This is a genomic window from Heliobacterium chlorum, from assembly GCF_014502795.1.
Taxonomy (GTDB): domain Bacteria; phylum Bacillota; class Desulfitobacteriia; order Heliobacteriales; family Heliobacteriaceae; genus Heliobacterium; species Heliobacterium chlorum.
The window spans coordinates 167594-188053 of record NZ_JACVHF010000002.1; the positions used below are offsets into that span (position 1 = coordinate 167594).

General features: G+C 52.7%; 20 protein-coding genes. 19 read left to right on the forward strand and 1 reads right to left on the reverse strand.

Annotated features, from left to right (window positions below; all coding sequences use genetic code 11):
* The first annotated feature begins 2 nt into the window (after positions 1 to 2).
* From H1S01_RS03895 to H1S01_RS03955, 13 genes are all read left to right on the forward strand, one after another.
* Positions 3 to 1181, forward strand: a complete 1179-nt coding sequence (locus H1S01_RS03895; RefSeq protein WP_188038802.1) for an amidohydrolase — start codon at positions 3 to 5, stop codon at positions 1179 to 1181.
* Between the two features lie 146 nt (positions 1182 to 1327).
* Positions 1328 to 1762: a response regulator gene (locus H1S01_RS03900; RefSeq protein ID WP_188038803.1), complete on the forward strand. Its 435-nt coding sequence runs from the start codon at positions 1328 to 1330 to the stop codon at positions 1760 to 1762.
* A 108-nt stretch (positions 1763 to 1870) separates the two neighbouring features.
* Positions 1871 to 2437 carry a uracil-DNA glycosylase gene (locus tag H1S01_RS03905; RefSeq protein ID WP_341479024.1) on the forward strand — a complete coding sequence of 189 codons (567 nt, stop codon included), beginning with the start codon at positions 1871 to 1873 and terminating at the stop codon, positions 2435 to 2437.
* A 58-nt stretch (positions 2438 to 2495) separates the two neighbouring features.
* Complete coding sequence (gene tsaE, locus H1S01_RS03910) at positions 2496 to 3011, forward strand: tRNA (adenosine(37)-N6)-threonylcarbamoyltransferase complex ATPase subunit type 1 TsaE (RefSeq protein WP_188038805.1); 516 nt, start codon at positions 2496 to 2498, stop codon at positions 3009 to 3011.
* Complete coding sequence (tsaB, locus tag H1S01_RS03915; protein ID WP_188038806.1) at positions 2975 to 3733, forward strand: tRNA (adenosine(37)-N6)-threonylcarbamoyltransferase complex dimerization subunit type 1 TsaB; 759 nt, start codon at positions 2975 to 2977, stop codon at positions 3731 to 3733. The genes tsaE and tsaB overlap by 37 nt, the downstream gene beginning before the upstream one ends.
* A 3-nt stretch (positions 3734 to 3736) precedes the next feature.
* Complete coding sequence (gene rimI / locus H1S01_RS03920) at positions 3737 to 4261, forward strand: ribosomal protein S18-alanine N-acetyltransferase (RefSeq protein ID WP_188038807.1); 525 nt, start codon at positions 3737 to 3739, stop codon at positions 4259 to 4261.
* A gap of 65 nt (positions 4262 to 4326) precedes the next feature.
* On the forward strand, positions 4327 to 4716 hold the full coding sequence (locus tag H1S01_RS03925) for a CBS domain-containing protein (protein ID WP_188038808.1): 390 nt from the start codon (positions 4327 to 4329) through the stop codon (positions 4714 to 4716).
* An 88-nt stretch (positions 4717 to 4804) separates the two neighbouring features.
* Positions 4805 to 5608 (forward strand): methyltetrahydrofolate cobalamin methyltransferase, encoded by an 804-nt coding sequence (locus H1S01_RS03930; RefSeq protein ID WP_243236945.1) that lies wholly within the window; start codon positions 4805 to 4807, stop codon positions 5606 to 5608.
* An 86-nt stretch (positions 5609 to 5694) separates the two neighbouring features.
* Positions 5695 to 6270: a class I SAM-dependent methyltransferase gene (locus H1S01_RS03935; RefSeq protein ID WP_188038809.1), complete on the forward strand. Its 576-nt coding sequence runs from the start codon at positions 5695 to 5697 to the stop codon at positions 6268 to 6270.
* Positions 6271 to 6450: 180 nt separating this feature from the next.
* On the forward strand, positions 6451 to 6645 hold the full coding sequence (locus tag H1S01_RS03940) for a hypothetical protein (RefSeq protein ID WP_188038810.1): 195 nt from the start codon (positions 6451 to 6453) through the stop codon (positions 6643 to 6645).
* Between the two features lie 11 nt (positions 6646 to 6656).
* Positions 6657 to 7703, forward strand: a complete 1047-nt coding sequence (gene tsaD / locus H1S01_RS03945) for a tRNA (adenosine(37)-N6)-threonylcarbamoyltransferase complex transferase subunit TsaD (RefSeq protein WP_243236946.1) — start codon at positions 6657 to 6659, stop codon at positions 7701 to 7703.
* A 13-nt stretch (positions 7704 to 7716) separates the two neighbouring features.
* Entirely contained in the window at positions 7717 to 8361 is a 645-nt protein-coding gene (locus tag H1S01_RS03950) for a class II aldolase/adducin family protein (protein ID WP_188038812.1), read from the forward strand.
* 677 nt (positions 8362 to 9038) lie between these two features.
* Positions 9039 to 9749: a metal-dependent hydrolase gene (locus tag H1S01_RS03955; RefSeq protein WP_188038813.1), complete on the forward strand. Its 711-nt coding sequence runs from the start codon at positions 9039 to 9041 to the stop codon at positions 9747 to 9749.
* Positions 9750 to 9915: 166 nt separating this feature from the next.
* Here H1S01_RS03955 and H1S01_RS03960 read toward each other — a convergent pair whose 3' ends face one another.
* Positions 9916 to 10338, reverse strand: coding sequence for a PadR family transcriptional regulator (locus H1S01_RS03960; RefSeq protein WP_188038814.1), 423 nt, complete (start codon positions 10336 to 10338; stop codon positions 9916 to 9918).
* Positions 10339 to 10561: 223 nt separating this feature from the next.
* Here H1S01_RS03960 and H1S01_RS03965 point away from each other — a divergent pair, with 223 nt between their 5' ends.
* From H1S01_RS03965 to polA, 6 genes are all read left to right on the forward strand, one after another.
* Positions 10562 to 11272 (forward strand): redox-sensing transcriptional repressor Rex, encoded by a 711-nt coding sequence (locus tag H1S01_RS03965; RefSeq protein WP_188038815.1) that lies wholly within the window; start codon positions 10562 to 10564, stop codon positions 11270 to 11272.
* 178 nt (positions 11273 to 11450) lie between these two features.
* Positions 11451 to 12059 carry a 5-formyltetrahydrofolate cyclo-ligase gene (locus tag H1S01_RS03970; protein WP_188038816.1) on the forward strand — a complete coding sequence of 203 codons (609 nt, stop codon included), beginning with the start codon at positions 11451 to 11453 and terminating at the stop codon, positions 12057 to 12059.
* A complete protein-coding gene (gene nuoE / locus H1S01_RS03975; RefSeq protein WP_188038817.1) occupies positions 12052 to 12543 on the forward strand; it encodes an NADH-quinone oxidoreductase subunit NuoE in 492 nt (163 codons plus the stop codon). Before H1S01_RS03970 ends, nuoE begins: the two co-directional genes overlap by 8 nt.
* Positions 12544 to 12557: 14 nt before the next feature.
* Positions 12558 to 14504, forward strand: a complete 1947-nt coding sequence (gene nuoF / locus H1S01_RS03980; protein ID WP_341479025.1) for an NADH-quinone oxidoreductase subunit NuoF — start codon at positions 12558 to 12560, stop codon at positions 14502 to 14504.
* Between the two features lie 72 nt (positions 14505 to 14576).
* Positions 14577 to 17384, forward strand: a complete 2808-nt coding sequence (gene fdhF / locus H1S01_RS03985; protein WP_188038940.1) for a formate dehydrogenase subunit alpha — start codon at positions 14577 to 14579, stop codon at positions 17382 to 17384.
* Positions 17385 to 17659: 275 nt separating this feature from the next.
* Positions 17660 to 20458, forward strand: coding sequence for a DNA polymerase I (gene polA, locus H1S01_RS03990; RefSeq protein WP_188038818.1), 2799 nt, complete (start codon positions 17660 to 17662; stop codon positions 20456 to 20458).
* Positions 20459 to 20460: the final 2 nt, after the last annotated feature.

Consider the following 20460-nt stretch of genomic DNA (forward strand, 5'->3'; position numbering starts at 1 on the left):
TTATGACCACGATCATTCGCGGCGCTCAGGTGCTGACGATGGCTGGGGAAAGCTACGATCCCGGCCTTGTGGCCTTTGATGAGGAAGGTATCATTACGTGGGTGGGACCCGACATAGGGGTCCTGCCTCCTTTTTTAGCAGACGAAAATGCCCAAATCATCGATGGAACAGGTAAACTGCTTTTACCGGGTTTCATCGATGCCCATTGCCATGTGGGCATCGTGGAGGAAATCGCCCCTGTCGAGGGGGACGATCTGAACGAAATATCTGATCCCATCACGCCACATCTGCAAGCCTTAGACGGCGTCAATCCCTCCGATCCCGCTTTTCAGGACGCCTTGTCAGGAGGCGTCACGACAGTCTGCATCTTACCGGGGAGTGCAAACGTCATCGGTGGGCAGGCGGTGGTGATGAAAACGGGCGGTCCCCTGGCAGATCGGGTTCTGCAAAATCGTGGGGCCATGAAAGGTGCCCTTGGGGAAAACCCCAAACGGGTCTATGGCAAGCAGAAAAAAGCGCCGATCACGCGGATGGCTTCGGCGGCGCTCTTGCGGGAAGCGCTGGTGCGGGCAAAAGCATACCGGGAAAAGCAGGATTATGCCGCAGCCGACCCTGCTAAAGCGCCAGAGCCCGATTTGCGCTGGGAGGCGCTTCGACCCCTGCTGGATGGAGAGATTCCCTTGCGGATCCATGCCCACCGGGCTGATGATTTATTGACAGCGATTCGTATCGGCAAAGAATTCGGTCTTCGAATGGTTCTTGAGCATTGTACGGAAGGCCATCTCATCGCCAAGGAGGTGGCCCAAGCGGCTGTTCCCGCCGTCGTCGGCCCCTCCTTGGTAAACCGGGCCAAGGTGGAAATGAAGGAAATCAGCCCGGCTACTGCCGGCGCTTTACATCGGGCCGGCGTTCTGGTCGCCTTGATGACCGATCACCCTGTCATCCCGATCCAGTACCTCCCCCTTTGCGGCGGTCTCGCCGTCCGCTTTGGCATGGAGGAGGAAGCAGCCCTTAAGGCAATCACCATCAATCCGGCTCAAATCCTGGGAATCGACGATCGATTGGGGAGCCTGGAACAGGGCAAGCAGGCCGATGTGGTCCTATGGGATGGTCATCCCTTTGATACCCGCAGCCATGTCGAACGGGTTTGGGTCAAAGGCATGGAGATTGTTGGAAAATAGTGCTTCTACCCATTAATCCCCAAATTTCCTCATACTTTTTCGAAACATGGCAGGAATTCTAACAAAAAACTAGAATTGGTAAATATAAGATGAGATGTAAAAAGTATGTCGGAAATTGTCGAGTTAAGTCGAGGGGGTTTGCAGGGATGAAGTCAGATAGAAAGATATTGGTAGTCGATGACCAGACTGGTGTCCGTTCACTTTTACGAATCATCCTTCAGGATGCTGGCTATGAAGTGATCACTGTGGGCAACGGGCTGGATGCATTGCGAAAAGTGGAAGAATTGAACCCCCCTCTTGTATTGATGGATGTACGCATGCCCGGGTTGGACGGGTTTCAGGCTATGGAGCGGATGTTGAAAATCAATCACGACATCAAAGTCGTTTTAATGACAGCTTACTCCGATGAAGCATTGATTCAGCGGGCCTTAGAACAAGGTGCTATTGATTACATGACCAAACCCTTCGACGTCTATGAATTACGAAAGCGGATCGATACATTGTGGGAAACTGTCATCGAAGAAAGCCGATGGGAGAAGTCGACTAAGAGGGAAGAAAATCTACGGGTATGTAATTCGTGACAGGTCTTTTGGATATAAAGGTTGCCCTTGCGGGGCGGCCTTTTCTTTTTTTGCAGGGTTTTGCTATTTTAAATGTTTTCGTGTAGGATGGAAATAGGAGGGGTACTTGTGAGTCGTCAAAGGGAACTAGCTGATTATGAGTCCCTTACCAAGGAATGCCGCGCTTGTCCGCTGCGGGAAGGTTGTAATCAGGTCGTATTCGGAGAAGGGAACCCTGAGGCGCGCCTCATGCTTGTTGGTGAAGGGCCTGGAGCTGATGAAGACCGCTTAGGCAGTCCATTCGTCGGTGCCGCCGGGCAATTATTAAACAAGATTTTAGATGCCGGCCGCTTCCCGCGGAATGAGGTATACATATGCAATGTCGTCAAATGTCGGCCGCCGTCTAATCGCCTTCCCTTACCGAACGAGGTAAAAGCCTGCTTACCCCACTTAGAACGGCAGATTGAACTGATCAATCCAGAGATCATTATCTGCTTAGGGGCCTTAGCTACACAGGTATTGGTCGATCCGAAAGCCCGGATCACTCGGGACCGGGGAAAATGGGTCCGTAAAGAAGGCCGGTTGATCATGCCTACGTTCCATCCGGCGGCACTGCTGCGGGATCCGTCGAAAAAACGGCCCGTCTGGGAGGATATACAAAAGGTGATGGCTGTGTATCATGCGGAGTGGAAATAATATAGACGTGGCTGAATAGTGCAATAATCCATAGTTTTAGATTAAGGAGCTCTGACGCTTGTACGAATCATCTTGGCAAGGATTTTTACCTGACGAGAGGGCCACAGAAGCCCTGGGAGGTTGGTTGGCCCAGCGGGTGAGGTCTGGCGATATTCTATTGTTGTATGGGGATTTGGGCGCCGGGAAGACGACCTTGGTTCGGGGGATGGCTCGCAGCTTAGGTTATGAAGGGCGGGTGACGAGTCCGACCTTTACCTTGGTGCATGAATATGAAGGGAGCCTTTCCCTCTATCATTTCGATCTTTATCGCCTCGACGATCCCGAAGAGGTCTGGGATATCGGTTGGTCCGATTATCTTCGGGGAGAGGGCGTACTCTGTGTGGAGTGGCCTGAACGGTTAGACCATCTGTTGCCTGAAGAGGCCTTGACGATCCGGTTAACACGAGACGATTCGGCTAGTGCTGACGAAGGCCGTCGTGTGGAACTGATGGGTCGCGGCGAAAAAGCGCTGGCATTGGTAAAGGAGTTGGAAACGGCGTGTACGTCTTTGGACTGGATTGCTCCACTCGGGTAACCGGCTTGGCTATCGTTGATGACAGCCAGGTTGTGGCCGAGATATTTCTACATAATGATCGACCTCACTCGAAGCGCTTAATGCCGGCAATAGAGCAACTCTTTTCCCTGGCAGGGCTTACGCTGCAAGATATGCATGGACTGGCCATCGCGACGGGTCCGGGATCCTTTACAGGCTTGCGCATCGGCATGGCAACGATTAAAGGGATGGCTCACCCGCTCGGGCTGCCGATCGTCGGCGTGCCTACGTTAGATGGGTTAGCTCGCAACGCCTGGCCTTATGAAGGGATTGTTTGTCCCATCTTGGACGCCCGCAAGTCGGAAGTGTATACGTGTCTTTACCGCAGCGGCACTGAAGAAATGGAAAAGGTGACCGATTACCAGGCTATTCACCCTGAAAAACTCATGGAACAACTTCGCTCCTATCTGGCCGAAGCCGAAGTAACTTATGCGGGCAGAGCGAAGGAGAGACAGACGGTCCTTTTCGTCGGAGACGCAGTGCCTGTGTACCGGGAACTGTTTACAGAGGGACTGAAGGAGAAAGCGCTGTTCGCGACTGCCGAAACGGGCTATCCGCGAGGAAGCCAGGTGGCTCGCCTCGGCTGGGAACGGCTTCGCCAAGGCCACAGAGACGATCTGCACCAGTTAGCCCCCTTTTATTTGCGTCAATCGGAAGCAGAAGTGAATTGGGCCAAAAAACAGGGCTGCTTGCCAGGGGTGTGAACGATGAAAATTAAAGGCGGCAAGGTTTCTTTTCGGCCCATGACGATAGACGACCTTGATGCGGTCATGGAAATAGAATGCCAATCCTTTCCGACTCCATGGAGCCGCAGCTCTTTTGTCCTTGAGTTAACTGAAAGCAGCCTCTCGCACTACTGGGTTTGCCTCTTTTACCCAGAAAGTTCATCGGAATCGGATCAGGGCCGGGTGATCGGCTATGCGGGCACATGGGCCATCTTGGATGAAGTCCATATTACCACCATCGCGATTCACCGGGACTGGCGAGGAAAGGGACTCGGCGAAGCTCTGTTGAACTTTATCTTTTTGGAGTCTATCCTCAAAGGCGGTGAGCGGATCACCTTGGAGGTTCGCCCGTCCAATGAGAGTGCGATTGCGCTATACCGCAAGATAGGTTTTCAAGACGTGGGCCGACGTCGCGGTTACTACACCGACACGGGTGAGGATGCGATCATCATGTGGCGGGATTTGCGTAAAGCCGAAGAGGAACAGCAGGGCAAAGCAGGATTTTGATGTCTTCATGACGAAGACATAGGTACGACCTTTCCAGTATTTTCAGAAAGGCAGGTAGGGTACCTATGAACGTCGGTGAAAAAATGGTTTCCCCAGCGATTACGACAGGGCTGACAACACCGATTCGTGATGCCTTACAAGTCATGACTCAGAATACGGTACGACGACTGCCCGTAGTCGACCATCATGATCGACTAGTCGGGATCATAGCCTTTCATGATATTGACAAAGCGATGCGTTCGGCCGGTATTATTCCACTGACCCCTGTCGAATGGGTGATGACGAAAAATCCTGTCTATTGTGAAGTGCAGACCCCTTTAGCCGATGCGGTGCGACTGATGCGCCGGTATAAGGTCAGCGTTTTGCCTGTTTTGGAAGGGGAAAAAGTGGTGGGCATTCTTTCGGTCAGTGATGTGCTCGATTTGTGTGCCCAGTTACTCGAGGGAAGCAATTGAGAAAACTAGCGTAACCCTGCTTGGCGGCAGGGTTTTTCGATCCTTCTCATGGCGAAAAGGGATCAGGCCCCGCCGGTGAATAGAAGGGATGGATAATATGCTGATTGTGGGGGAGAAGATTAATACTGGGCGACCCGGCATTGAAGGCGCCATTATTTCTCGGAACGTGGCCCTCATACAGGATCTTGCCCTACGTCAGAAACTCTCTGGTGCTGATGTTTTAGATCTGAATTGTACGACCATGCGCCACCGAGAACCGGAGGGGCTCAGTTGGCTCGTAGAAACGGTCCAGACGGTCGTTAACGAACCGGTATGTTTAGACAGCCCTAACCCGGTCGCTCTAGAAGCGGCGTTGAAAGTACACCGGGGACGGGCTTTTATCAATGCTATTTCGGCGGAAGAAACACGGTACCGGACGTTGATCCCTTTAGTGAAACAATACCGCTGTAAAGTAATCGCTCTTTGCCTAGACGATCAAGGTGTCCCTGAGACGGTTGATCAGGAAATCGCTGTAGCCAACCGGTTGATGGAGCGGTTGACACAAGATGGTGTGGATGTGGACGATGTTTACCTCGATCCCTTGATTCGTCCCGTCGGGCAGGGAGAGCACTGGGGAAACTTCAGTCTGGAAGTCATCCGTCGTCTGCGCGGCGAATTTCCCGCCATGCACATCATCTGTGGTGTCTCGAACATTTCTTACAGTTTACCTGCCCGTGCTCTGCTGAACCGTACCTTTCTCACGCTGGCCATCAGCGCCGGCCTAGACGGAGCCATCCTCGACCCGGAAAACAAAAACTTAATGGCGTCGCTGCGGGCCGCAGAGGCGCTGCTGCAAAAAGATCCCGGCTTTCGCCGGTATGTGCTCGCCTTTCGGGAAGGGCAGCTAACGTAAAGGACGCCACTGAAGCCAACCCTTAGGTGAGAAATCGTCTTGTCAAAAGACAATCGAAAATCCATCACTGAGAGAAGGTGTTCCGCTTGACCCATCTTTTTGACAGCCGCCAGTTTGCCAAATTAGACAATCCGCGAAGACAGGAACTGCTCCCTGTCGACAAGATGCTCGATCTGTTACAGGTCGAGAAGGGAAGTTATCTTGCCGATCTCGGATGTGGTGTTGGCTATGTAACCATCCCTGCTGCCGAGAGGGTCGGACGGGAAGGTCACCTATTCGCCCTCGACCTGCAAGAACAGATGATCATCGAGGGACGCCGGCGAAGCCAGGACGCAGGTCTTCGGAATATCGCGTGGATACTGAATCCAGAAGATTCTCTTCCCCTTCCGGCTAATTCCGTAGACGCTGTGATCATGGTCGCTGTATTTCATGAGTTGAAAAACCGAAGCGGCTATGTGGAGGAAGCCTATCGTATTCTTCGTGCAGGTGGACGGTTGGGCGTCGTAGACTGGAAGCCCGGTTTTACAGAAATAGGGCCTCCCCAGGACCATCGAGTGGCACCGGTGGAGGTCGAGGCATTGCTGGCTCAGAGGAATTTCAGCGATATATTGACCACGGACATCAGTGAGGGTTATTACATGACCGTCGGACAGAAAAAATAAACCCCTTTGGGTTGTCAACATACCGGTACGGGGTATAATAAATGTAGATACCGGTTTATGAAAAAGGGGGAAGACTGGATGGAATGGGCTGTTGATGTACAAGCCAAGCCGAAGCTGGCTGAGTGGAACAACGAAGTGACTGTGGAACTGCAGCGCTTATGTTCCGGCGGATGAACACCTTTGGACACATATGTCCCCTCGGTCCGAGGGGGCTTACCGGAAGAACCTGAATACTTTTTGACTGCGAATGTGGACGAGGTAACGATTCATTACCCTCGGATTTTGAAGTTGATCGATCCAAATAAACCTGCCCGGCTGATAAAAACAAAATGGCTCTTTGGCGGGGTCGATGTAGAAAACGTCCGGGTCTGGTAGAGGTGTTTACATTGACGTTATTTTCACTGCGTGGACCGGCCCGTGAGGCCGGTCGCTTTATATTAGGACTGGAAACGAGCTGTGATGAGACATCGGCAGCCGTGTTGAAAGACGGGAAGGAAATCCTGTCCAATGTGATTTCTTCGCAGATCACCACCCACCAGCGTTTTGGCGGCGTCGTTCCCGAGATCGCCTCGCGGAAACATATGGAGAATATCACCGGGGTGGTCGATAGTGCCCTCGAAGAGGCAGGAATCGGCTGGGATGATCTGACGGCCATCGCCGTGACGAGCGGGCCGGGCCTTGTGGGGGCGCTCCTCGTCGGAGTTGCCTATGCGAAAGGGGCCGCCATGGCCCGAAAACTGCCTTTAGTCGGTGTTCACCATATTGAAGGGCATATTTACGCCAACTTATTGACGGAGAGGGAACTTTCTTTTCCCTTGCTCTGCCTCGTCGTATCGGGCGGACATACTCATCTTGTACGTCTTTTGGAGCATGGACGTTTGGAGATCATCGGTTCTACCCGCGACGACGCTGCTGGCGAAGCTTTTGACAAGGTTGCCCGGGCGCTTGGGCTTGGGTACCCCGGTGGTCCCTTGATCGAGAAACTGGCGAGGGAAGGCTCTATCGAGGCTTATGATCTACCTCGGGCGTGGCTCGAAGGCAGCTATGACTTCAGCTTCAGCGGCTTGAAATCGGCCGTCCTTAACCTGCTGAACCGGGCGAAGCAGCGCGGCGAAGAGATCCACAAGGCTGGCTTGGCCGCCTCTTTTCAGGAGGCCGTTGTCGATGTGCTCATTCAAAAGACCTGTCGAGCAGCTCGAGAGTCTAATGCGGAGACGGTGCTGCTTGCCGGCGGCGTGGCCGCAAACGGGTACCTGCGGGAACGTCTACGGGAAGCCCTGGCTGCCGACGGCCGTCGTCTTGTTGTTCCGCCGCTGATCCTCTGCACCGATAATGCAGCCATGATCGCCTGCGCCGGATATCACCGGTTGATGCGGGGAGAGACAGCCGCTGTCGATTTAAATGCGGTGGCCGATTGGCCTCTGGGGACCTGAAAGGAGAAGAAACATGCAAGACATCGCTGAAGAGATTCTTCATTACGGCCGGTTGCTCATTACCAAAGGTCTGGTGACAGGATCGGGAGGAAATATCAGTCACCGGTTGCCGGAAGGGGACAAGATCCTGATTACCCCCAGCGGCATGTCCTATGACAAGTTGGTTCTCGACGATTTGGTGGTCTTGGATATTGCCTCCGGTGAGGTGGTATTAGGCCATCGAAAACCTTCAATCGAGCAGGGAATGCACCGGGCGATCTACTTGCACCGCCCTGACGTGAACGCGGTGATTCATTGCCATTCGAGATACGCCACGGCGGTGGCTACGACACGCAAAGACTTTCCTCCTGCACTGGACAACATGGTCACCTTCTTCGGCGGCGGAGTGAAGACGGCTTGCCATGCAGCCATCGGGACGCCCGAATTAGCCAACCATGTCATCGAGGCCTTAGGCGATGGCCCGGTGGCGCTGTTGGCCAATCATGGCTCTGTCGCCGTAGCAAAACGATTAGATCAAGCTTTTACCTTAGCGGAACTGCTGGAAGAATGCGCTATGGTCTACCTGTTGTCTTTTTTAGCCGGCGGTCCTGCAGTGCTCACCGATGAAGAAGTAGAGCATGAACGGAACTGGTTATCCGGTAAGTACGGCTTAAAGTAGTTCGTTGTTTTGTTCTACCCCGTTCCATCTCTTAAGGTTAACCCATTAGAACATCGTTCGGAAAAAATCCTGATAAATCGGGACTTCTGTCGTATTTTCCAGAAAAAGCCGGGATCATGGTCCCGGTTTTTCTGTTGTCAAGGGGCAAACAGATCTTCGATTTATCCCCACTGTGGATGATTTTCTCTGTGGATAATGGGGATAAGTCTGTTGGTAAGTGAGTTATCAGGGAATTTTCGTGTGGAAAGCTTTTGGAATAACTCTGGAAAACCTGATTGTGGATAATGGGGATAAGTCTATCGAGCTGTTGCTATGACTGAAAAAAGTTTGTGGAAAAAGATGTGGATGGCTTTTTCATGACGATTTTCGAGGATAACAGACATTTTCGACATATGTTCTGTCTTTACAAACAAAATAAAGCTGGCTTCCTGTATAATTCACCTTTTGTGGATCATAATGGATAAGAGGTAACCGAAAATTACCCGAACTAGTTGTCTCTGGCGATCAGACTGGTTTGAACGCTGCTCTTGAGGCCAAAGGAGCTGTTGGAGAAGACTCCATCTGAAAGCCAGCGCTGTATCATCGGACGCCAGGTCAGGAGGAAGGATTTTTGACCGGATTGGGCGAAAGATCCAAAAGGTGCTTTATTATACCTTTCAACGGAGAGGAGAAAAGGAATGCTTAAGGTAACCTTTTTTAGTCACTCCATCTTCCTGCTTGATGATGGCCAATACAAAGTATTGATCGATCCCTTTTTTACGGGAAATCCTCTTTCACCTGTCAAGGCGGATCAAGTCTCCGCCGATTATATTCTCGTCACCCATGCTCACGGAGATCATTTTGGTGATGCGCTCACGATAGCCAAGCGGTGCGGCGCGACCATCATCGCCCCGAACGAGTTGGCTGTCTATTGCCAGAGTAAAGGCGCCAAGGCCCATGGAATGCACATCGGCGGCAAACGAGATTTCCCTTTCGGCCGGGTTCGCCTGACCGTGGCCTTACACGGTTCCGGTACGGTAGAAGACGGTCGTCCTATCGAACTGGGCAATCCCTGCGGCTTTTTGATCCATATGGGCGGAAAGACCCTTTACCATGCCGGTGATACCGGTTTAACTCGTGACATGGAACTGATCAGTATGTGTTTTCTAAAGGGCGCTCGACTGGATCTGGCCTTGTTGCCTATCGGTGACAACTTTGTCATGGGACCGGACGACGCCTTGTTCGCCACAAAACTGCTGCACCCGAAGCAGGTCGTTCCGATGCATTATAATACCTTCCCGGTGATCGCCCAGGATGCCAGGAGCTTCCAAAAGGCGGTCACGGAAAATACTGATTGCCTTTGCCAAATCCTCGAACCGGGCGAGTCCTTGACGTTAGACGATCGTTAGACGTTAATAAAGAAAGCTTTATATCGTCTAAATCCAGCGAAAAAGAGGTGCTTCAAAAACCCTGTGGGTTTTCGAAGTACCTCTTTTTTGTGTAAAAGGCAAGCCCAGCGTGCGATGAGACTTGCCCCTGTTATGCAATCATGTTTATGTCATAAAAGATGGTTGTTTAACCGATATCCAACATGTTTTCCCTTTCGGAGGGCAAATTAAAATGTGAACGATAACGGGAGAGGAAATCCTCTAAAGCGCCTCGATGCCGCTCCATTTCAGCGACCCACTTATGTAAAGACTCAACACCCTTGCTCGTCAGTTCATAGCAGCGTTTGGCCGGACCGCTTTCACCGGTCTGCCAGTTCGATTGCACAAGATGTTCATCTTCCATCTTGCGTAAGGTTCGATAAATAAGGGCGGCGTCTGTCGGTCCGTCAAGCAAACGTAGGTCGCTGATTCGCTCCATCAATTCATACCCGTACGAAGGCTTCTCCGAGAGCAGCAAGAGCAGGGCCGGTTGGACAAAGCGGTTGATCCGGCCAAAGGTGTACAGGAGAGAATTGTCATCGGGTTGACGAGAATCAGCTAGGCGGGACATAACCAAGGTCTCCTTTCGAACAGATCAGAACTCATATCTATATTATGATCAAGGAGCCTCAAATGTCAAAAGAGAGAGTCGAAAAAAATGTGTCAAAGTTTATGCAAAAGTTGCAAAAAAGGTATTGCAAGTGGAAACTATCGCATGTATAGTTAAATTACAGATAGACAAACATTCATAGGATATCGGACAAAAGATATCCCTGGTTGCCCAACGCACATAATTGACATCAAAGAGTACAAAAGAGGATGAGGACGTGAAGTTTTTCAAGGTGCCTGAGCCGACAATCATGCGTTTGTCCCTCTATTCGCGAATTCTTGAACAGATGGAAGATCGTGGGGTCCCGATCATTTCTTCGGTCGAGCTGGGTGACGCCGTAGGAATCAATTCGGGAGTCGTCCGTAAGGATTTGTCCATGTTCGGTGAGTTTGGCGTTCGCGGCGTTGGATATAACGTACGGGAACTGCGGGACAACATTCGCAAACTTTTGGGGCAAGACCGCAACTGGCCCGTAATCATCGTCGGCGCCGGCCACTTGGGCTCTTCTTTAGCCGCTTATCCGGGTTTCCAACAGCGAGGATTTGATGTCGTCGCTATGGTAGATACGGATCCGGAGAAAATAGGCACCCAAGTGATTGAAAGACCTGTTGTTTCGTGGGAAGAAGCAGAGATTTTGATCAAGGAACATGGCGTACGGATGGCTATCCTCGCCGTACCGGTTGATGCCGTGCAAAGCGTGGCTCAGCAATTGACCGACCTTGGTGTAGAAGCGATTCTGAATTTCTCACCAATCATCTTAAAAGGACCATCCCATGTACAGGTCCAAAATGTCGATTTGACTGTATACTTCGACTTAATGCGCTTTACGCAAAACCTCAATACGAATGGCTTACGACCTCAGGCAACTACCGTTCGCGGCATTGCCTTTCGCTGATATCCGCCTCCGTTACTTGTTCATATGTATTGAAAGGCCGGCTTCATGCCGAGCCTTTGTTTTTTTTGTGGAATTGACTAACTTTTCAGATGAGTTGTAATATTGTTTCGACAGGGGAAAACCGACATTTATCACGAATCTATATTTAGAGACCCTTTGAAACAAAGGATGTTGGATTTTGAACCAAGCTGAAAAACAAGCATGGAAACAAAAAATACGACAAAGCGTACTCGCTCTTCGCAGCAGACAGACCCATCAGGAAGTCGCCGAAAAGAGTTCTACCATCGTCAAGAACCTGTTGTCTCATACCGCTTACAATCGAGCTAAGATGATCATGACTTATGTCGACTTTCGGCAGGAAGTAGAGACAAAAAGCTTGATTCAACAAGCCCTGCTAAACGCCAAAGGGATCGCCGTCCCAGTGACGCAAAAAGAGGAACGACGGCTGATTCCTGCGGCGATCTTCAATTATCCCGACGACCTGCAGCCTGGCACTTGGGGCATTTTGGAACCCCGCCAAGTACAAGCTGTGCCCGCTCAAGAGATTGACCTGATCGTGATCCCTGGTGTTGCTTTCGACCTGAGGGGGAACCGGTTGGGATACGGCGCCGGCTTTTACGATCGATTTTTGCCGTCCTTGCCGCCGGATACACCGAAGATCGCCTTCGCCTTTGAGTTGCAGCTCATGGACGAGTTCATCTCTGATGAACACGATATCCCCATGGACTTGATCATTACAGAATCTCGGATCATCAACTGCAGGGAGGGACAAAGCCTTCATGTGTAACTGCTCTTGCAACGCCGAACCGGCTCTATCTGAAAAAGACAGGCGACTGGTTGAGTTGCTGAACAAATACCGCACCGTACCGGGGGCGCTCATTCCCGTCTTGCAGGAAGCCCAGGAGATATACGGTTATTTGCCGGCAGAAGTGCTGCAAAAGGTCGCCCGAGAACTGCAGATTCCCTTGGCGAAAGTCTACGGCGTCGTTACCTTCTACTCCCAGTTCCACCTAAAACCACGGGGCCGCAACATCATCCGGGTCTGCTTAGGTACGGCTTGTCATGTCCGCGGAGGTGCTAAAATCTTTGAAGCCCTACAAAAGAAACTGGCCGTCGAAGACGGAGAGACGACGGCGGATCTGCGCTTTACCTTAGAGTCGGTCGCTTGTATCGGCGCTTGCGGATTGGCGCCAGTGATCATGATCAATCACGATACTCATGGACGATTGACGCCGGAAAAATTGACTGAGATTTTATCGAAATACGAGTGAGGAGGTACCCTACGGTGCAAAACCTGATGGAAGCCTGCTGCCGTCAATGTACCCATAGCCCACTGACTCCTTGCAGTGATTACATCTCCTGTAGGCTTGAGGGACCCCTCTGTCACGATAGTGAACTTTGTAAAGAGGCCAGACAAGATTGGATTCGAACTATCCAACAACCAGCGGAGGGAAAAAAACGTCTGCTCATCTGCGCAGGGACCGGGTGCATTGCGTCGGGAAGCCGCCCGCTCAAAGAGCACTTAGAAAAGGAGTTGACGGCACGGGGACTGCGACGAGATGTCGATATCATTTTGACCGGCTGTCATGGCTTCTGTGAACAGGGGCCGATCTTGATCGTCGAGCCCGGTAAAACCTTCTACTGCCGTGTGCAGACGGAAGATGTCGATGAAATCGTGGAACAGCACCTTCTCCGGGAGGAGAGGGTTGACCGATTGTTATACCGGGAACCGGGAAGCGGTGAGGCCGTGTTCGCTTATCCGGAAATCCGCTTCTACGCCCGGCAAAAACGGATTGTCTTGCAAAACTGCGGACACATCAATCCCGAAGATATCGGCGAATACGTGGCCTTACAAGGGTACCAGGGTTTGCGCAAGGCTTTATCGATGGAGCGGGGCGCTGTCATCGAAGAACTAAAGCGTTCGGGGCTGCGAGGTCGCGGTGGGGCCGGGTTTCTGACCGGTATGAAGTGGGAATTCACCGCGAATGCGCCTGGTGAAAAGAAATATATCATCTGCAATGCCGATGAAGGCGACCCCGGTGCCTTCATGGACCGCTCGGTCCTCGAAGGTGACCCTCACGCCGTCATCGAGGGGATGCTCATCGCTGCTCACGCCATCGGTGCTGATGAGGGTTACATCTATGTACGGGCTGAATATCCTCTGGCGATTGAACGCCTGCAAATCGCCATCGGTCAGGCCGAAAAATACGGACTTCTAGGGACAAACATCTTGGGAACAGGGTTCAACTTTAATCTGCACATCAAAGCCGGTGCCGGCGCTTTCGTCTGCGGCGAAGAGACAGCCTTGCTGACTTCGATCGAGGGCAACCGCGGGATGCCCCGGGTCAGACCGCCCTTTCCCGCCGTCAAGGGGCTCTGGGACAAGCCGACAAATATCAACAACGTAGAGACTTATGCGAACGTACCACACATCCTCCGTCACGGTGCTGACTGGTACGCACAGATGGGGACAAGGACGTCGAAAGGTTCAAAAGTTTTTGCCCTGACCGGAAAAGTGAACAACACGGGCCTGGTAGAAGTCCCGATGGGTTTACCCTTACGGGAGATCATTTTTGATATCGGCGGAGGGATTCGAGATCATAAGCCCTTCAAAGCGGTGCAAATCGGCGGCCCTTCCGGCGGCTGCCTGCCTGAATCGATGCTAGATCTGCCTGTCGATTATGATTCGCTCACGGCGGCTGGTGCGATGGTCGGTTCCGGCGGTCTCGTCGTTATGGATGAAGAAACCTGTATGGTCGATATTGCTCGATTTTTCTTAAGCTTTACCCAGAAGGAATCCTGCGGCAAGTGTACCCCCTGCCGGGAGGGGACGAAACGGATGCTGGAGATTCTGACCCGGATGACCCAGGGGGAAGGCCGCCCAGGGGACGTTGAGGCCCTCGAAGAACTGGCCCAGGTCGTAAAGGATTCCTCTCTTTGCGGGCTCGGTCAAACGGCTCCCAATCCCGTGCTGACCACACTCCGCTACTTTCGCCATGAATATGAAGCCCATATCCAAGAGAAGCGCTGCCCTGCCGGTGCTTGCTCGGCGCTGCTCACCTATCAGATTGAAGCGGACAGGTGTATCGGCTGTACCCTCTGTGCCCGGGTCTGCCCGGTCAACTGCATCAGCGGCAAACCGAAAGAAGCCCATGTGATCGATAGCACCCGGTGCATCAAGTGTGGAGCTTGCAAAGACAAATGTAAGTTCAACGCTGTGTCACGCCGGTAAGGAGAGATGGCGATGATGCAGAATAGGACGAAGAACGAAACGGTGAAGACAGTGATCGCAAGGCAGGTAGAGATGGATCCAAAGCCAAAGCAACCGGTAACGGTGACGATCGACGGGCAGGAAGTGACTGTGCCAGAAGGAACGACCGTGTTGGAAGCGGCACAAAGGGTGGGGATTCCCATTCCTACATTGTGTCACGATCCTGAATTGTCTAATCCCGGTTCCTGCCGACTTTGTGTTGTAGAAATTGAGCTCAACGGACGGAAGATGCGGAATCTGCCGCCGTCCTGTGTGACGACTGTCAGCAACGGCATGGTGGTTCAGACGCTGACAGAGACCGTACGAAAAACCCGCAAGAAGATCCTCGAACTCCTCTTGGCGAACCACCCGAAAGATTGTCTGCGCTGTGAACGGACTGGCAACTGCCGTTTGCAGTCTTACGCTTACGAATACGGCGCCGACTTTCCCCAGTCTGGTTCGGCCCTCGATGGAGAGCGCCAGAACTACGCCGTCGACGACAGCAATCCCTTTATTTTGCGGGATATGAACAAGTGCATCCTCTGCGGCAAGTGTGTCCGCGCCTGTGGGGAAGTGCAGGGAAGGTTCGTCTTGGATTATGCCCACCGGGGCTTTGCGACGAGAGTTGCCCCGGAGATGGATCGAGAACTGAGAGACACGGCTTGCGTCTACTGCGGTTCCTGTGTCTCAGTCTGTCCCACCGGCGCCATCATCGAAAAGAACAAGGTAGGCAAAGGACGGGCCTGGGATATCGGGAAAGTCCGCACGACCTGTCCCTATTGTGGTACCGGGTGCAATTTTGACCTGGAAATCGCCCGTCGCTCCGATTCTAAGGGCCAGACGCGAGAAGAAGTGATCGGCGTCGCCTCATCGATCGACGCGCCAGTCAATGGGCGTGCCCTCTGTGTCAAAGGTCGATTTGGGACGGATTTCATCCATCACCGCGATCGCCTGACCACTCCCTTGATCAAGAAGGACGGACAATTTGTCGAGGCCTCTTGGGAAGAAGCGATCGCTTTTGCCGCTTCCCGTTTGGGGGACATCCATGCCGAATATGGCGGTGACGCCTTTGGTGTTCTCGCTTCAGCGAAAGCCACCAATGAAGAGAACTATCTCTTGAACCGCTTTGCCCGGACTATTCTCGGCACGAACAACATCGATCACTGCGCCCGCCTCTGCCACAGCTCGACGGTGGCTGGCTTAGCGGCCTCTTTTGGTTCCGGTGCCATGACCAATCCGATCGAAGACATCGCCAAGACCGATTTTATGCTCGTCATCGGTTCCAATACGACCGAGTCCCATCCGGTCTTAGCTCTTTCTATGTTGCGGGCGATCCGCCAAGGAACCCCTTGTGTGGTTATCGATCCCCGGAAGACAGAGCTGGCGGCGTTGGCCCATAAGCACTTGCCCTTAAAACCGGGCAGCGACTTAGCTCTTCTGAACGCGATGGCTCATGTGATCATCACCGAGGGGCTCTACAAAGAAGACTTCATCAAGACTTATACGGAAGGCTTTGAAACCCTGTGCGAAGCCGTCACAGAAACGACGCCCGAATGGGCTGAGAGCATCTGTGGCATCGACGCCGATTTGATTCGAGATACGGCCCGCCGGTATGCCAGGGCACAAAGGGGTTCTATCTACTACACCATGGGGGTAACCCAAAAACACACCGGTACCCACAACGTCATGGCTATCGCTAATTTGGCCTTGCTGACGGGGCACATTGGAAGAGAAGGGACCGGCGTCAACCCCTTGCGCGGGCAAAACAACGTTCAAGGCGCCTGTGACATGGGGGCGCTGCCCAATGTGCTCCCTGGCTATCAACCGGTCACCGACGCCGGTGTACGTGAAAAATTTGCCCGAACATGGGACGTAAAGATCGATAGCTTATCGGAGCGTCCTGGCCTCACCGTCGGTGAAATGCTGCAAGGCGCGCACGAGGGCCGGCTTAAATCGATGCTGATCATGGGGGAGAACCCGGTCGTCTCGGACCCCGACAGCCAACACGTCATCGAAGCGTTGGAGCGGCTGGACTTCCTCGTTGTCATGGATCTCTTTTTGACCGACACTGCCCGCCACGCCGATGTGATTTTCCCGGCTTGCTCTTTTGCCGAGAAGGAAGGCACCTTCACAAACACAGAACGGCGGGTGCAGCGGGTTCGCCAAGGGATTCAACCGGTCGGCGATTCCCGGCCCGACTGGCAGATCATCGGAGACCTCGCCGCCGCCATGGGATCCCCTTTTCCCTATAGGGACCCGGCGTCGATCATGGACGAGATTGCGGAAACGACACCTTCTTATGGCGGTATCAGCCACCATCGACTCGATAAGGAAGGCCCCCTTTGCTGGCCCTGCCCGGCGAAGGACCATCCCGGTACACCGCGGCTGCACATGAACGGCTTTGTGCGGGGAAAAGGCAAGTTTCACGCTGTTCCCTATCTACCCCCGGCGGAGCAGCCTGATGACGAGTACCCACTCATCCTCTCGACAGGTCGCCGCCTCTTCCACTACCATACAGGGACCATGTCTCGCCGTTCCGGCTTGGAAGAAGTCTATCCGGAAGAACACCTGGAGATTCACCCTGATGATGCGGACGATCTCGGTTTGAAGGACCATGATTGGGTACGATTGTCGACCCGGCGGGGAGCCATCGAGATAGCCGTTTGGATGACCGATCGCATCGTCGCAGGGATGGTCTTCACGTCCTTCCACTTTGTCGAGGCGATGGTCAATAAGTTGACCAATGCTGCCACTGACCCTATCGCCAAAATCCCGGAACTTAAAGTATGCGCCTGTAAGATAGAGAAGATCGATTGCCCGGAAGGGTACGTTCCTCCCGCCCATAAACGTGTACTTTGGTGAGGTAAAAACATCCATACAAAAAGAGACCTAAGTCTAAAATTGCGACTTAGGTCTCTTTTTCCGTTTTACCTTTCTAGGAAAGGGTATAATCACTCATAAGAAGGTTGCACAGTTCTGCTTGTCCAGGGTCGTAAGACAAGAAATTCCTTTTCACTGAAGCTGGATAAAGGTCAGCTGAAGCTTAATAAAGCTCAGCAGGTTTTTTTTACTTTCTGCAGAAGTAATACCAGTTAACGCTTGATTTAGCCATATTGGTTTTGAAGGAGCCATGTTTCGTGAAAAATTCTGTCTTTATGGTCATCGATGGCAGCAGTTTGCTCCATCGAGCCTTTTACGCGCTTCCGCCTATGTCCAGCTCTCAGGGGGTGCCTACCAACGCCGTTTATGGTTTCTTGACGATGTTCGAGCGGCTTCGCCGGGAATACCAGCCTGAGTACTTGGCCGTTTGTCTCGATAAGAGCCGGATGACCTTTCGCACGCAAACCTTTGAGGGATACAAAGCACAGCGGGGGGCTACACCTGATGATCTGCGGCCCCAATTCGGGTTACTCAAAGAAGTGATGGCGGCCCATGACTTTGGGGTGTACGAGCAGGAAGGTTTTGAAGCCGACGATATCATCGGCACCTTGAGTTGCCTGGCCAAAGAAAAGGGGATTTACACCCTCATCGTCACCGGTGACCGCGATGCATGGCAGTTGATATCGCCCGGTGTGGAAGTCTTGCTGACTCGCAAGGGCATCAGTGAAGTGGAACGGTATGATGAGGAGGCTTTAAAAGAGAAAGTCGGCCTTTCGCCGAAGCAGATCATCGACCTAAAAGGCCTTATGGGCGATACCTCTGATAATATCCCCGGCGTTCCCGGTGTCGGTGAAAAGACGGCGCTAAAACTGTTGGAGCAGTTCGGGACGATGGAGACTCTCTATGACCGGGTAGACGAAGTGAAGGGTAAGCTCAAGGAAAAGCTGGTCACCCACAAAGAGCAAGCCTTTTTGTCGAAAAAACTGGCCACCATCGTCTGTGACATGGACATCGCAATCGATTGGGAATCCCTCAAAAGGATGCAGGCGGACCCTGTGGTGCTGCGTAAGCTCTACACAGACTTGGAATTTCGCTCACTTCTGAAAAACCTTCCTCTTCCTGAAGGCGAAGAGTCTGCTGAAGCGGTGCTCTTTGCGAAGGAAGGGAATGAACGAGATAAAAGCGATGAAAGAAAAAGCAAAGGCAAACAGACTCTTTCAGAAAAGGGGTCTATAAACGAAACCGACGGAAGCATCGATGTGCAAGTCGATGCGCCATTGAACGTCGCCTACCAGAAGGTAGAAGACGAAGGTCAACGGGATGAGATGTTGGCAGAACTGATGCGCCTCGGACAGGAACCGGGCTACCGGACGGCTATATTAGCTGCCTGGGAAGGCCCGCCCCGCAAGGGACTTTTGAGGCAGATCGCTTTGGCCGTTGGGCAGGATGCTCACCCCGAACCGCCCCGTGTTTGGGTGATCGACGATCCGGGACCTATCTTTGCTGAGGCCGAGCCTTTTTGGTCCTCTGAGAAGCATCGAAAGCTTTTTTACGATATAAAATCCCTCTGGCTGCTGGCTCGTCAGGAAGACGTGGAAATTCAGGGCATCGACGGTGACGGCCTCATCGGTGCCTACCTGTTGGATCCCCTGGCGAACAACTACTCACTGGCCCGGTTGGCTCACGAACTGATCGATTGGAAGATCTCGCCCGAAGCGGGCAAGCAAGTGTTACCGGCTGAAGACGCGGCTTTGGCCGTTGCCGGGCTCTTTCATCTCACTCCTGCCATGGAAGCGAAACTGGGGGAAGAGAGCCTCGGAAAACTCTACCGCGACGTGGAACTCCCCCTGGCTCCCATCCTCGGCTCCATGGAGTGGATCGGGATCAAAGTCAACCCCAAAGTCCTTCAGGACATGGCAGGGGAACTGAACAGCGATATTCAAAAGCTTCAGGCGGAGATTCACGAACTGGCCGGTGAGACTTTCAACATTAATTCGACCCAGCAGTTCGGCAAAATCCTCTTTGAAAAACTAGGGCTGCCCGTGATAAAACGGACGAAAACCGGTTATTCGACAGACGTCGAGGTGCTGGAAGAACTGTCCGACCGTCATCCCATCGTGCCTAAAGTACTCGAATTCCGCCAGCTTATGAAGCTGAAATCGACCTATGTGGAAGGGCTGCTGCCGCTCATCGACGGTCCGGAAGGACGAATTCACACCAGCTTTAACCAGTCCGTCACCGCTACAGGCCGACTCTCCTCGACAGAGCCGAACCTGCAGAACATACCCGTTCGTCTGGAACAAGGCCGCCTCATCCGTAAAGCTTTTATCGCTCCCGAGCCCGGTTGGACCTTGTTGGCTGCCGATTACTCTCAAATCGAGCTTCGTATCCTGGCCCACCTCTCCGATGACCCATCCTTTAAGGATGCCTTCGCCAAAAACCAAGATATTCATACCCGAACAGCCAGTGAAGTCTTCGACGTGCCCATGGAAAATGTGACCCGCGAAATGCGCCGCCGAGCGAAAGCGGTCAACTTTGGCATCGTCTATGGTATCAGTGACTTTGGTTTGAGTCGGGATCTCGGTGTCACCCGGGGAGAAGCGAAGGAATATATCGAAGGTTATTTCCGGCGCTATCATGGTGTCCGTGGATATATTGACCGGATCATCGCGGAAGCCCGTCAGCAGGGATTCGTAACGACCCTCTTGGGACGCCGCCGCCGCCTGCCCGATCTCTTTGTCAAAAACAAAATCCGGCAGAACTTCGGTGAACGGACGGCCATGAACACACCCATCCAAGGGACTGCGGCAGACATCATCAAGGCAGCTATGGTGAAGATCCCGAAGGCCCTCAAAGATCATGGACTGAAAACCCGCATGCTGCTGCAGGTTCATGACGAATTGATCTTTGAAGTCCCCGAAGAAGAACTGACTGTCGTTGCCCCACTGATTAAGAGAATCATGGAAAAGACGATCGAGATCAGTGTTCCGCTCACGGTCGACGTGAAAAAGGGAGCCAACTGGTACGATATGAAGCCCTATACGTTGGAGGAATAGCA